This is a genomic window from Thiothrix subterranea (assembly GCF_016772315.1).
GTDB lineage: Bacteria > Pseudomonadota > Gammaproteobacteria > Thiotrichales > Thiotrichaceae > Thiothrix > Thiothrix subterranea.
This window is the reverse complement of the sequence record NZ_CP053482.1, coordinates 2,255,120-2,267,840: the sequence shown is the minus strand read 5'-3', so window position 1 is coordinate 2,267,840 and position 12,721 is coordinate 2,255,120. Positions and strand designations below refer to the sequence as shown.

General features: G+C 52.3%; 14 protein-coding genes. 8 read left to right on the top strand and 6 right to left on the bottom strand.

Annotation, left to right across the window (positions count from 1 at the left end):
• Positions 1-27: 27 nt before the first annotated feature.
• Both HMY34_RS11145 and HMY34_RS11140 read left to right on the top strand, forming a co-directional pair.
• A complete protein-coding gene (locus HMY34_RS11145; protein ID WP_202715569.1) occupies positions 28-300 on the top strand; it encodes a hypothetical protein in 273 nt (90 codons plus the stop codon).
• A 66-nt stretch (positions 301-366) separates the two neighbouring features.
• Complete coding sequence (locus HMY34_RS11140) at positions 367-609, top strand: YhfG family protein (RefSeq protein ID WP_202715568.1); 243 nt, start codon at positions 367-369, stop codon at positions 607-609.
• Here HMY34_RS11140 and HMY34_RS11135 read toward each other — a convergent pair.
• The 3 genes from HMY34_RS11135 to HMY34_RS11125 are packed head-to-tail and all read right to left on the bottom strand — an operon-like array spanning position 544 to position 1,643.
• Entirely contained in the window at positions 544-780 is a 237-nt protein-coding gene (locus HMY34_RS11135; RefSeq protein ID WP_202715567.1) for a FitA-like ribbon-helix-helix domain-containing protein, read from the bottom strand. The two genes, HMY34_RS11140 and HMY34_RS11135, sit on opposite strands and share 66 nt — an antisense overlap.
• A 39-nt stretch (positions 781-819) precedes the next feature.
• Entirely contained in the window at positions 820-1,317 is a 498-nt protein-coding gene (locus HMY34_RS11130) for a PIN domain-containing protein (RefSeq protein WP_202715566.1), read from the bottom strand.
• Positions 1,314-1,643 (bottom strand): UPF0175 family protein, encoded by a 330-nt coding sequence (locus tag HMY34_RS11125; RefSeq protein ID WP_202715565.1) that lies wholly within the window; start codon positions 1,641-1,643, stop codon positions 1,314-1,316. Before HMY34_RS11125 ends, HMY34_RS11130 begins: the two co-directional genes overlap by 4 nt.
• A 124-nt stretch (positions 1,644-1,767) precedes the next feature.
• Here HMY34_RS11125 and HMY34_RS11120 point away from each other — a divergent pair, with 124 nt between their 5' ends.
• Both HMY34_RS11120 and trhP read left to right on the top strand, forming a co-directional pair.
• The gene (locus HMY34_RS11120; RefSeq protein ID WP_202715564.1) at positions 1,768-5,037 is read left to right on the top strand and encodes a type I restriction endonuclease subunit R; all 3,270 of its coding nucleotides are present in this window, start codon (positions 1,768-1,770) and stop codon (positions 5,035-5,037) included.
• Between the two features lie 87 nt (positions 5,038-5,124).
• Positions 5,125-6,480, top strand: coding sequence for a prephenate-dependent tRNA uridine(34) hydroxylase TrhP (gene trhP, locus HMY34_RS11115; protein WP_202715563.1), 1,356 nt, complete (start codon positions 5,125-5,127; stop codon positions 6,478-6,480).
• Here the strand turns inward: trhP and HMY34_RS11110 are convergent.
• The gene (locus HMY34_RS11110) at positions 6,475-6,804 is read right to left on the bottom strand and encodes a DUF3301 domain-containing protein (RefSeq protein WP_202715562.1); all 330 of its coding nucleotides are present in this window, start codon (positions 6,802-6,804) and stop codon (positions 6,475-6,477) included. The genes trhP and HMY34_RS11110 overlap by 6 nt on opposite strands.
• A gap of 74 nt (positions 6,805-6,878) precedes the next feature.
• On the opposite strand from HMY34_RS11110, the gene proC reads away from it, so the two are divergent.
• The 3 genes from proC to HMY34_RS11095 are packed head-to-tail and all read left to right on the top strand — an operon-like array spanning position 6,879 to position 8,593.
• Complete coding sequence (proC, locus tag HMY34_RS11105; protein ID WP_202715561.1) at positions 6,879-7,721, top strand: pyrroline-5-carboxylate reductase; 843 nt, start codon at positions 6,879-6,881, stop codon at positions 7,719-7,721.
• Between the two features lie 28 nt (positions 7,722-7,749).
• The gene (locus HMY34_RS11100) at positions 7,750-8,298 is read left to right on the top strand and encodes a YggT family protein (protein WP_202715560.1); all 549 of its coding nucleotides are present in this window, start codon (positions 7,750-7,752) and stop codon (positions 8,296-8,298) included.
• A 4-nt stretch (positions 8,299-8,302) separates the two neighbouring features.
• Positions 8,303-8,593 carry a DUF167 family protein gene (locus tag HMY34_RS11095; protein WP_202715559.1) on the top strand — a complete coding sequence of 97 codons (291 nt, stop codon included), beginning with the start codon at positions 8,303-8,305 and terminating at the stop codon, positions 8,591-8,593.
• Positions 8,594-8,628: 35 nt separating this feature from the next.
• Here HMY34_RS11095 and rbp read toward each other — a convergent pair whose 3' ends face one another.
• Positions 8,629-9,135, bottom strand: a complete 507-nt coding sequence (gene rbp / locus HMY34_RS11090; protein ID WP_202715558.1) for an RNA-binding regulator — start codon at positions 9,133-9,135, stop codon at positions 8,629-8,631.
• 239 nt (positions 9,136-9,374) lie between these two features.
• Positions 9,375-10,973 (bottom strand): glutamate--cysteine ligase, encoded by a 1,599-nt coding sequence (gene gshA / locus HMY34_RS11085; RefSeq protein WP_202715557.1) that lies wholly within the window; start codon positions 10,971-10,973, stop codon positions 9,375-9,377.
• Positions 10,974-11,139: 166 nt separating this feature from the next.
• On the opposite strand from gshA, the gene HMY34_RS11080 reads away from it, so the two are divergent.
• Positions 11,140-12,561 carry a M48 family metalloprotease gene (locus HMY34_RS11080; protein ID WP_202715556.1) on the top strand — a complete coding sequence of 474 codons (1,422 nt, stop codon included), beginning with the start codon at positions 11,140-11,142 and terminating at the stop codon, positions 12,559-12,561.
• Positions 12,562-12,721: the final 160 nt, after the last annotated feature.

The following is a 12,721-nucleotide window of genomic DNA, read 5'->3' as shown; positions in this document are numbered from 1 at the left end:
AGATGATAAACACAGAGGGGAATCGTTATGTTACAAGCAATTGAAGCAGTCATTCATCCTGATGGGACGGTGCATTTGCTGGAAAACCTGAAGGTGACACAGCCCACCCGCGTGATCTTGACCTTACTTCCCGGCAAGCTCAGTGAGCTTCCCCACTCTATTTGGGCAGCGCGTAAAGGTGACGTGGCGGCTGTATTGGCTTTGCTGAAATCGCCACGTTACCAACAGCGTCCGGCTGGAAATCCAGCGGCAATGGAAGAAACTATCCGGGAAAATCGTGATGCTTGGGGTGATGAATGAGCCAGCGCATCTATCTGGATGCTTGTATCGTCATTTACTTGATTGAGAAGCACACAAGGCTATCTGATGCTGACTAAAGAACAAAAAATTATCTACTTCCACGCCACCCGTAACCGCAATTACCAAGCCAGTTTACGGCTGGAAGGCTTCACCACAGTACCTGAAAAAGAAGTCGATCTTGATGCTCTGACACGTCAGCAAATCCTGCAACGCATCCAGCAAATCAAACAATGTTACTCAGATTCATGCGTCGCGGTCTTCCCGCACCAGTTCCGCACTATCGGAAAAGACCTGTTGGCTCGTTTGTAGGTGGGCGCGAATCCTGTTGGCATTTGCCCAGAAGTTGCCGGGTTGTACTTTGGCGGCATTTTCCAGAATCAATTGTACCTCCGCCTGCAATGAGCGGTGATTGACCAATGCCCTGCGTTTCAGGCGGGTCACGGTTTCTTCTTCAAAGTTACGGATCAGTAATTGTGGCATACGCTTTTCCTTTATCTGCTTGCATTATGATAGCACATGTCAGCCAGTATTTTGCTTACTCAACTCATCCCGCACCTGTTGCTGCAACGCAGATGACAAGCGCAAACCATTAGCTACCGCCCATTCCAACAGCTCAAGGGCGGCACTGGCGGTCATAATTTGGCTGCGCGTCGCTTGAATCAGCAAGCCCGCAAACCCCGTGACCCTCAAGCCCAATTGCTGTGCAACCTGCCGCCCTTTACGTTCGTCAATAATGAGAGGCAACTGACGGCAAGCAGCCAATTCAATGGCATTAGCTTCACCGGCATCCAGCAGCAGCAACAGCGAAGCCAGCCGTTTTGAGGGTAATACTTCAACCGTTTCTAAGCAGGGCAAGGTTTGTAAGGTTTGTTTAATGTGCGGTGAACCCACCTGTATTTCAGCCACGACCACCGCAGGTATTAGCACGCGATCAAACAGCTTGCACAACAAATCCATTGCCTGAAGTTTTTCCAGCACAATCAAGCTGGTGGTATCACTGACAATCACGGTTTTCATGCGTTAAACAGAGCCTCCAGCGTTTGCAAATCCTCCTGCAAATCGTAATCGGCAAAGGGAATGTTCAACTCACCGAGTAACGCCAGTGTATCGTGCTTGTTTTTTCCCAGAACCTTACCGAGTTGCCCAAGGCTAATGTCACCTGCTTGAAACGCCTTGAGTGCCACCCAGTTTTTCATGCCATTTTCCAGCAAGGGCAAGCCAAATGGCAGGGCAACCCCCAGCGGTTCGCCGCGACGGGTAATGAGCAGGTATTCATTATGCAACAAGGCATGGCTAAGTTTGCCGGGGTTGGTTTGTAATTCTTTGATGCCGATGGTATTCATGATGCCTCCAAATACTGCGTTGGCGTAGTACCTGATCTTAACACAATACTTATTTTTTGTATTCCTATGCCTCATATCTGCGCTAAACTTCCCCAAATACGGACGCATAAACGGGGCTGGGCAAATGGCAAGAAATTTTATATCCGAAGATGACATCGAGCGGGCTTTGTTGCAAAAGCTGCAACACTTGCACGGTTTCGATGTACTGGTGTGCCACACCGCCAACCCCGACGATCTCAACGACGGTTCGCAACGCCGTGACAAGCGCGATGTGATTCTCGCCGAGCGTTTACGGGAAGCCTGCGAACGCTTGAATCCGCACATTCCCGCCAGCGTTGTCACCGAGGTGGTGGCAACGCTGATGGATCGCCGTATCGCGCTTTCACCGCTCAAAGCCAATCAGGAACTCGATCAGTTTATCCGCGATGGCGTACCCGTCACTTTTGAAGATGCCAAGGGCGTGAAACAACACGACTTCGTGCGCCTGATCGACTTCAACATACCCGCCAATAACCGCTACCTCGCCGTGGCGCAATTATGGATCAAGTCATTGGGGCAAGCCCCGAAAGCCGCGTACCGCCGCCCGGATGTGATTTTGTACGTCAATGGCTTACCGCTGGTGTTCATTGAGTTGAAAAATTCCAACGTCAAATTGCGCAGTGCGTTTGACGACAACCTGACCAATTACCTGCACGATATTCCGCAACTGTTCCACTGCAATGCGTTTTGCATTCTCTCCAACGCGCTAGAAACCCGCGTGGGCAGCTTTACCGCCGGTTGGGAACATTTCTTCCATTGGTTGCGGGTGGCGGATGAAAAAGAAGTGGTCAACCGCCCGCAAATCGAAGCGCAAGGCACGTCCTTGGAATACGCTATCGCGGGTTTGTGTGAGCGCAGCCGCTTGCTGGATTACGTGGAAAACTTCGTGATTTACCACAAGGGCAGCACCAAAATCATTGCGCAAAACCACCAGTTTCTGGGGGTGAACAGTGCCTACCAGCGTTTCCTGCAACGTGAGCAGCACGACGGCAAACTGGGGGTATTTTGGCACACCCAAGGGTCGGGCAAAAGTTTTTCGATGATTTTTTACGTGCGCAAAATCTTCCGCAAGGTCAGCGGCAATTTCAGCTTTGTGGTGGTGACGGATCGGCAGGATTTGGACGGGCAGATTTACCGCAACTTCCTGAATACCGGCACGGTGCAAGAAGAAGATGCCGCGCAACCCAGTAACGCCGAAGAAATGCGCAAGTTTCTGGGGCAGAACAAAAAGGTGATGTTCACCCTGATCCAGAAATTCCGCTACGACAAGGGCAAAGCCTACCCGCGCCTGTTTGACCCCAACGGCGGACGCGAAGTCATTGTGATGGTGGATGAAGCGCACCGCACCCAATACCAAAATCTGGCGGAAAACATGCGTGCCGGACTCAAGGGCGCACATTTCCTCGCTTTCACGGGTACGCCACTGTTGGGCAAAGAACGTAAAACCAGTGCATGGTTCGGCGGTTACGTCTCGGAATACAACTTCCAGCAGGCGATGGACGATAAAGCCACCGTGCCACTGTTCTACGAAAAGCGCGTCCCCAAGGTATTGATTCAGAATGAGGATTTGAGCGAAGAATTCTGTGCCTTGCTGGAAGACGAGGAGCTGGATGCGGCGCAACAGGACAAGCTGGAACGCAAATTCGCCACTGAAATGGAAGTGATCAAACGCGACGACCGGCTGGATATGATTGCGCAAGACATCGTGTACCACTTCCCGCAGCGTGGTTATCTGGGCAAGGGCATGGTGATTACCGTCGATAAATTCACCGCCGTGACCATGTACGACAAAGTGCAGCAGCATTGGAAAGCTGAACTGAAAAACCTGCGCGGGCGCATCAATAGCACCACCAATGAAGTTGAAAAAGCCCGCCTGAAAAAACGGCTGGAATGGATGAAGTCGGTGGAAATGGCAGTGGTTATCAGCGATCCCAAAGCCGATGAAGCGCGTTTCGCCCAGCAAAAGCTCGACATCAAACCGCACATTACGCGACTCGACCAGTTGGATACCAACGGTCACGATATTGAGCACAATTTCAAAGACCCCGAACACCCGCTGCAACTGGTATTTGTGTGCGCTATGTGGCTGACCGGATTTGATGCGCCCACCGTTTCAACGCTGTACCTCGACAAACCAATGAAAGGCCACACCCTGATGCAAACCATCGCCCGTGCCAACCGCGTCGCGTCTTACAGCATTCAGGGTTACAGCGGCAAACCCGTGGAAAAACAGCACGGTGAAATCGTCGATTACTACAACGTGTTCCGCAATATGAAAAAAGCGTTGAAAGACTACGCGCAAGGCGACACTGGCGAAACCGTGCCGGTGCAGGAAAAAACCGAATTGCTGGTGTTGTTGGATGATGCGGTTGCCCAAACGCTGACCTTTTGCCGTGAGCGTGACATTGACCTGAATGCTGTACTGGGTACGCAAGACACTTTCAAAAATATTGCGAAATTCAACGCTTTTACCGACATTTTGCTGGGCAATGAGGAATGGCGCAAAGCCTTCAACGTCTACGACAACACTGTGACTGCCTTGTACGAAGCCTGCAAACCAGAGATTTACCAGCAAGCACCACGGCTGGACATTGCCGCGATCCAATACTTGCGCGGGGTGGTGGATAGCTTGGTGGAAGGTGCAGATATTGAAGCCGTCAGCCAGCGCATTGCCGAATTGCTGGATGAAAGCGTGGTGGTGGATGATGCCGACGAGTTTCGCCAGCGTGAATACAGCGTGGAATACCGCATTATCCAAAAAGGGCGGACGTGGGATTTAAGCAAGATCGACTTCGACAAGCTGCGCGAAGATTTCAGCACAGCGCAATACAAGAATATCGAAATTGCGGATATGCGGGCATTCATTGAAGCCAAATTGCATAACATGATGGCGCAAAACAGCACACGGGTGGCGTTTGCGGCACGCTTGCAGGCGATTATCGAGCGTTACAATGCAGGCAGTTCATCCGCCGACAACTATTTTGACGATTTGGTGCATTTCACCCAAGCGATGCAAACCGAGGATGAACGCCATGTGCGCGAAGGCTTGAGCGAGGATGAGCTGGAGCTTTACGATCTGTTGAAAAAAGACAAGCTCACCCAGACGGAAGAACAGCGGGTGAAACTGGCGGCAAAAGACCTGCTGATCCGCTTGCTCCAAGAACACCCCAAAGTCTTGGTGCAAGATTGGTGGAAAGACAGCCAAACCCAGCTCGCGGTGAAAAACGCAATTGAGGACGTGCTGGATAAGGATTTACCCGACAGCTATGACCGCGTGACCTTTAAAACCAAATGCGACAACGTGTTTGCGTTGGTGCTGGACTTTGCGGCTAATCGGCGTAAGTGGGCTGCCTAAACCGCCCTACCCTCGCAGTAAATTAGCCTAGTGCCACACTTGGGAATATAATCCCCGCTTGAACTCACACACAGCGGATACTCCCCCATGAAACGCCCTGAACTGCTTGCCCCTGCGGGTACACTCAAATCCATGCGCCACGCCTTCGCCTACGGTGCGGATGCGGTCTACGCCGGTCAACCGCGCTACTCGCTGCGGGTGCGCAATAACGAATTCAAAAACGACAACCTCGCACTCGGCATTGCCGAAGCGCATTCGTTGGGCAAGCAATTTTTCGTCGCGGCAAACATTTCCCCGCACAACAGCAAGATCAAAACCTTCATGGAAGACCTTGCCCCGGTGATCGCGATGAATCCCGACGCGCTGATCATGGCAGACCCCGGCTTGATTATGTTGGTACGCGAAAAGTGGCCGGACATGCCCATCCACCTTTCCGTGCAAGCTAACACCGTCAACTACGCCACCGTCAAATTCTGGCAAAGCCTCGGCTTGACCCGTGTGATTTTGTCGCGCGAATTATCGTTGGATGAAATCGCCGAAATCCGCCAAGAATGCCCGGATATGGAGCTGGAAGTCTTCGTCCACGGCGCGTTATGCATTGCCTATTCTGGGCGTTGTCTGCTCTCCGGCTACTTCAACCACCGCGACCCGAATCAAGGTACTTGCACCAATGCCTGCCGCTGGGAATACAAAACCACCGAAGCGGTTGAAGCGGCAGAAGGCAAATTTGTTCCCAAAGAAGCCGTGTTGTCGATGGATTTGTTCAACCAAGCGCAAAGCATGGGCAGTTGCGGCAATCAAGAACGCCATCCACTCGCAGACAAGGTGTACTTCCTCGAAGAAACCAACCGCCCCGGTGAATTGATGCCCGTCATGGAAGATGAACACGGCACGTATATCATGAATTCCAAAGATTTACGCGCCGTCGAACACGTCCAAAAACTCACCGAAATCGGTGTGGATTGCCTGAAAATTGAAGGGCGCACCAAATCGCACTACTACGTGGCGCGGACTGCGCAGACGTATAAACAGGCGATTGATGACGCAATGGCGGGGCGCAGTTTCGACACGAAATTGCTGGGCGTCTTGGAAAATCTGGCGAATCGCGGTTACACCGATGGCTTTTACGAACGCCACCACACCCACGACTACCAAAACTACATCCAAGGCGCGTCGATGGGGCATCAGCAGCAATTCGTTGCCGAAGCCATGCGCGTTGACCGTGACAACGGCTGGATTGAGTTGGATGTGAAAAACCGTTTCAGCGTGGGTGATCGGCTAGAAATAGTGCTACCCAACGGCAATCGTGAACTGGTATTGGAACGTATGGAAACGATGGATGGCATTCCTGTCACCACCGCGCCGGGTAGCGGGCATAAAATGCGTATTCCGCTGCCGGACGGGGTAGATGGGAATATGATTTTGGTCAGCCGGTTTTTATAATTCGTGCTGCTCGATCGTTGTGCCATCATCTTGATCCAACTGCACCTGCTCCAACACGCGCCCGCGCAAGATGGCACGACCATGCCGCCGTTCCACCCCTTGCGCACTGAATTCAAACCCGTAGATGCGTCGCCACACCAAATGTCCCTGGCGATTACGGGTAGGTTTCATGCTTTCCAAGGATACGGTTTGATCTAAAAGCTGCACATCAATCTCCCGACAGGCCCGCATCGCTGCCGTTATCGCACGTTCGCGGGCATTCATCGAATCAATCCAGAACCAAAGACCCAGCCCTAACAACCCCAATAGCAGCAAATTTTCCATTTTTGTCCTTGAAAATAGTAGAATGCACCCATTATTACGGAAATCTGCTAACGGATACACAGTAAAGAGCTTTTATGGACACACCCAAACTCGCCCAAAAACCTACCACCATCACTTTCATTGGCGCAGGCAATATGGCACGTAGCCTAATCGTCGGTCTCTTGCAAGACCAAGCGAATGTCGTATTGCGTGTCGCTGACCCTGACGAACACCAACTCGATGCCATCCGCAAGCATTGGCCGGAAGTCACCACCACCACCGACAATCTCGAAGCCATGCAAGGTGCCGACGTGGTGGTACTCGCTGTCAAACCGCAAATCATGCGCAATGTGACCGAAAACATTGCCAGCCATGCGCAACTCAGCCGCCCGCTGTTTGTTTCCATCGCCGCAGGCATTCGCGAGGAAGCGCTCAACCGCTGGTTGGGTGGCAATCAAGCGATTGTGCGTTGTATGCCCAACACCCCCGCTTTGGTGCAAGCCGGTGCAACGGGTTTATACGCGAATCAGCACGTATCTGACTCGCAACGCAGTGCAGCCGAAAGCCTGTTACGTGCTGTCGGCATTACCGTCTGGTTCGATGATGAAACCAAACTGGATGCCGTCACCGCCATTTCTGGCAGTGGCCCCGCCTACTTCTTTTTGGTCATGGAAGCCATGCAAGCCGCCGCTGAACAGCTCGGTTTACGCCCCGAAGAAGCGCACTTGCTGATTGTGCAAACCGCTCTCGGTGCCGCAAAACTGGCACTGGAAAGTGATGATTTACCCGGTGAATTGCGCCAAAAAGTCACCTCCAAAGGCGGCACCACCGAAGCGGCACTGAACGTACTAACATCCGGCGGCTTGCACGATTTGTTTGCGCAAGCCTTGCAAGCGGCCGCCAGCCGTTCACACGAATTAGCAGCCGCTAACAGCTAAATACACACCAAACAGGGGACAGTGGCTCATGGAAGCACTTCAAAATATCGGCATTCTTTTGGTCGAGGTCTTATTTTCGTTCTATATTGGCGCAATACTGATCCGTTTTTTGCTGGCATTATCGCGGGCTAATTTTTACAACCCACTTTCACAATCGTTAGTGAAAATTACCAACCCGGTACTAGTCCCGCTGCGGCGAATGATTCCGGCGATTGGCAAACTGGATACAGCCTCGATTGTATTAGCGCTGAGTTTGAAAATTATTCAAACCCTACTGCTTGTCGCCTTGCAAGGCAGTGAAGCCAATTTACCGGTGGTGTTTGTGTACGCGATCATTGATTTGTTACGCACAGTGATCTACATCTACATAGCCGCCCTCATCATTCAAGCCGTACTCAGTTGGGTGGGCAATAGCCAAGGCAATCCACTGGCTGACCTACTGCACAGCTTAACCGAACCATTGTTGCGCCCTGTGCGCCAATTTGTACCCGTGGTAGGCATGATGGACTTCGCGCCGATGGTGGCGATGTTGCTACTGTATATTGTATTGATTGTGCTGCAATCGTTCGGATTGTAATGCAATGACTGCGTTTTACCGCTGGGAAGACGATGTGTTGCACCTGTTTGTACGGGTGCAGCCAAAAGCAAGCAAAGATGAATTTGCAGAAGTGCAGGAAGACCGCATTCGCATAAGAATTACTGCCCCGCCCGTGGATGGCAAAGCCAATGCACATCTGCTGAAATTCGTGGCAAAAGCTTGTGGCGTTGCCAAATCCAATGTGCAGATCAAGAACGGCGAAACCGGCAGGAACAAACACTTGTGTGTTGAGTCCCCGGTTTGCTTACCGGCAGGTATTGAAAGAGCAGGCTGATACAGCATCAACCTGCTCCACACAACCGCTAGAGATTAACGGTAGCCGCCGCCGCTATTGCCGCCACGATCACCACCGCGACCGCCGCGATCACCGCCGCCGAAGCCGCCACGATCACCACCACGACCGCCGCCGAAGCCACCACGATCACCGCCGCCGCTGTTGCCGCCGCCGAAGCCACCGCGATCACCGCCGCCGCCGAAGCCGCCACGATCACCACCGCCACCGAAGCCGCCACGACCACCGCCGCTGCCGCCACCGAAGCCGCCACGACCGCCGCCACCTTCACGTGGACGATCTTCGCGTGGTTTTGCTTCGTTAACTTTGATGTTACGGCCTTGAACGGCTTGCTCGTTCAAACCTTGAATAGCTGCATTGCCTTCAGCACCGTCTGGCATGTCAACAAAACCGAAGCCCTTGGATTGCCCCGTCATTTTGTCTTTGATCATGCTAACGCTAGTTACTTCGCCATAAGCGGAGAACAGGTCGCGCAAGTCGTTTTCGGTAATTTTATAGGGCAGGTTGCCAACGTAAATATTCACTGTATGTCATCTCATAAAAGCGTGTGCTGCTTGGGAATTTACGTTATAGATAATCAGTCACACCAAATTACCTGATAACGATCGACCACTGTGGTCAATAGGTTATGCACTGTGAAACCTGCAAGTAAAAACGTGGCATCAAACTAACAAGGCTCACGGAACTTTCAAGTATCAGGCAAGTTATTTGGAGTGTACCCCAGTTTTTCACTGCGGGTAACAAAAATCGGATAATTGTCCGGTTAATTTTTCACATCAGCCAAAGTCCCTGAAAGATAAGCCTTTAGGAAGCTGTCAAAATCCATTTTTTCACCGGCTTCAAGCACTTGCTGGCGGGCTAATGAGGCTTTAGCCTGCTGTTGGAACTCACCGGTCAAAGCCGGGTCAAGCGCCCGTTGCAGAAAATACTCACGGTGTTCTAAGGATTTACGCTGTGCAAACGCGAAAAAGCTCTCGTGGTTAGCCTGCATCTCTTCCAGCATCCGTGCCGATGGGGTGATGTCGGGGTTGTAGGCAAGCTGAATCTGGCTATCCAAACAATCGGTGTAACAGTCTTCTGCGTGTACCGCGTTCAGCATTTCTGCCACGGGGCGCATCGCTTGTAGCAAATCTCTGGCCTGATCGCGCAACAATACGCTCTTACCCAAACAGCTTAAACGCACTTCAGGGTCACGCCCGCGATGCGCTGTCAACATCTGATTCTGATTGATGGCGTGAAACTCATCGGCAGACACCAGCGGGCTTTCCTGTAACAAGCAGAAATGCATAAAGACTTCGAGGAAAAAGAGCTGGCGGCGCGTTAAACCGGCGGGGTGGAAGGCATTCACATCAATTGAGCGCAATTCCACATACGCAATGCCACGCCGATCCAGTGCATCAGTCGGTTTCTCAAAGCCTTGCAGCGGCTGTTTAGGGCGTACCGTGCTGTAATATTCGTTCTCGATTTGCAGAATATTGGCGTTTAATTGGCGGTATTGCCCTGCTACTTTCACCCCGATATTGGCGTATTCCGGGCAAGGCGTGTTAATCGCTTGCCGCAAGCTGCTCACGTAACTGTCAAGATCGTTGTAACACACGCTCACGCCGGTTTTGTTTTCCTTGCTATTGGTATAACCAATATTGCCCATGCGCAACGACGTGCCAAAAGGCTCATACAGCGTGTATTCGTTGAACTCCTCCATGCCGTCCGGTGCTTTTCTGCCACCGAGAAAGCTTTTGCAAATCGCAGGCGACGTACCAAACAGGTAAATAATCAGCCAGCCATAACGCTGCAAATTGCGCACTAAGCCCATGTATTGCGCATCACGGAACGTTCGCAATTCCCTCGCATCCCCCTGCACTTGCTGCCAAGGCTGCCAAAAAGCCTCGTCGATGGAATAGTTGAAGTGAATTCCGGCAATGACCTGCATCGCCTTGCCGTAGCGCCAAGCCAGCCCTTCGCGGTAAATGTGTTTCATGCGCCCCGCATTGGAGCTGCCGTATTCAGCAATCCGAATATCGCGTTCGCCGCTCAGCACACACGGCATACTGGTTGTCCACAGCAATTCATCGTTGAGTTGCTGGTACACAAACGTTTCGATATTGAGCAGAAAATCCAATGCCTCTGCCGCACGTTCCTGCGGTGGGGTAATTAACTCCAGCAACGATTCGGCGTAATCGGTGGTAATCCACGGGTGGGTTAAGGCAGACCCTAGCACTGCCGGATGATCCCGCTGCGATAAGCGCCCCTCAGACGACACCCGCAGGCTTTCTTTTTCCAGCCCGGTACGGGCATTGCGCAGGTAAGGGTGCAAATGGTGGGCATCAATTTCACGTAGGCGTTGTTCCAACAGGTGGTACACAGCGGTCTCCCGATTCAAACGAAACACCGATTACAGCATACAATCGCCAGAATACAAATTTCCTGAGCCTAACGTTGCCCCGCAACCCCAAATACTGGGGGAAAGCATACTTTCGCCCGCATTCCGATTATAGTTAAGCCTTCACACCCACAAACCGACTTGATGAATGAAATACCTGATACACGCCAGCCTGATTGCCCTTAGCTTGAGCCTGACGGCTGCCAGCCACGCCGGGCTGGATCTGGAAGTTCCCAGCATCAATATCCCCGACTTGGGTAATTCTGCCAACAATACGCTCAGCAGCACGCAAGAATCCTTACTTGGCACCAAGCTCATCCGCGAATTGCGTGGCAATAACCCGATAGTGGAAGACCCCGAACTCAGCGGTTGGTTACGCGCCCTTGGCAACCGCCTCGCAACCCACGCACCCGGTGGCGGCAATTATTACTTTCTGATTGTCAAAAACCCGGAAATCAACGCCTACGCCATGCCCGGTGGCGTTATCGTCATTCATTCTGGGTTGATTTTGAATACGCGCTCAGAAAGTGAATTAGCCGCTGTCGTCGCACACGAAATTGCCCACGTTTCCCAGCGCCACATTGCGCGAATGTTAGCCGAACGCAAAGGCAATCCGCTCATGACTGGGCTGGGCGTACTCGCCGGAGCCGCCGCCGCCAGCAAAAGCCCAGAAGCCGCTCAAGCCATTATCACCAGCACCATTGCCACGCAATTGCACCGCCAACTGAGCTTCAGCCGCCAGATGGAAACCGAAGCGGATCGTACCGGCTTACGCATTCTCGCGGGTGCTGGGCTTGACCCACAAGCCATGCCCTTGTTCATGGAAAAACTGGATCGGCGCACCTCGGATTTGCACGGTGACATTACCCAATATTTGCGCACGCACCCGCCGAGCATCGACCGCTTAAGTGACACCCGCGCTCAAGCCAATCAAATGGGCAAACGCGGTGTCCGTGAAGACAGCGATTACGCCTATGCTCGTGAAAAACTTCGCGCCCTCACCGCTCCGAATTCACCCGCCATTACCGATGGCAATCCCCAACTCACGCAATACGCCCAAGCGGTGAGCCAATTGCGGCGCGGCAACCCCAATGCCACCCTGCAAACCCTTGGCACACAATCCCGCCAATTGCCGCTTGCCCTCACGATTGCGGCGGCATTGAATGCGACACGCCGTTACGCTGAAACCGAAGCGCTGCTGACGCCGCTGGCAGACGCCTACCCCAGTCAGGAGGACATTCTCAGTGTGTTGGCGGAAGCCTTGCTTGCCAACCAAAAAGCGTCACAAGCTTGGCAACTGCTGAGCCGTACCCAATTAACCGAACAAACCAGCCTAGAATTCCTCGAAATCCGCCAACGGGTAGCCGAGCAAGCGGGACAAGCGGCTGAAGCTTACCGTTCCGCCGCCGAACGCAGCATTCGCATGGGCGAATACAAACACGCCCGCGCTATTCTGGAACAAGCCGCACGACTTCCGGGCAATCCCGCGACGACCAGCGCCCGTTTGCAAACCATGGCACGCGAAATTGAGCAACTGGAAACCAAAGAAAAACAATTGGATAAATTTTGACATGAACCAAACCTAGAAAATAAGCATATAATAATATACTTATATAAGCTGTTGGTTTTATTAAAGTTTTTTTGCGTGTTTTACCACAATCAGTTAAGCTCCCACTCCGAATGTTGATATTTCTCAATGTTTAGTTAGATATGTTATATCAATCATCTAA

Coding starts and splice junctions, on each gene's coding strand:
- HMY34_RS11145 (WP_202715569.1), top strand. CDS start 28: ATGTTACAAGCAATTGAAGCAGTCATTCATCCTGATGGGACGGTGCAT.
- HMY34_RS11140 (WP_202715568.1), top strand. CDS start 367: ATGCTGACTAAAGAACAAAAAATTATCTACTTCCACGCCACCCGTAAC.
- HMY34_RS11135 (WP_202715567.1), bottom strand. CDS start 780: ATGCCACAATTACTGATCCGTAACTTTGAAGAAGAAACCGTGACCCGC.
- HMY34_RS11130 (WP_202715566.1), bottom strand. CDS start 1,317: ATGAAAACCGTGATTGTCAGTGATACCACCAGCTTGATTGTGCTGGAA.
- HMY34_RS11125 (WP_202715565.1), bottom strand. CDS start 1,643: ATGAATACCATCGGCATCAAAGAATTACAAACCAACCCCGGCAAACTT.
- HMY34_RS11120 (WP_202715564.1), top strand. CDS start 1,768: ATGGCAAGAAATTTTATATCCGAAGATGACATCGAGCGGGCTTTGTTG.
- trhP (WP_202715563.1), top strand. CDS start 5,125: ATGAAACGCCCTGAACTGCTTGCCCCTGCGGGTACACTCAAATCCATG.
- HMY34_RS11110 (WP_202715562.1), bottom strand. CDS start 6,804: ATGGAAAATTTGCTGCTATTGGGGTTGTTAGGGCTGGGTCTTTGGTTC.
- proC (WP_202715561.1), top strand. CDS start 6,879: ATGGACACACCCAAACTCGCCCAAAAACCTACCACCATCACTTTCATT.
- HMY34_RS11100 (WP_202715560.1), top strand. CDS start 7,750: ATGGAAGCACTTCAAAATATCGGCATTCTTTTGGTCGAGGTCTTATTT.
- HMY34_RS11095 (WP_202715559.1), top strand. CDS start 8,303: ATGACTGCGTTTTACCGCTGGGAAGACGATGTGTTGCACCTGTTTGTA.
- HMY34_RS11080 (WP_202715556.1), top strand. CDS start 11,140: ATGAAATACCTGATACACGCCAGCCTGATTGCCCTTAGCTTGAGCCTG.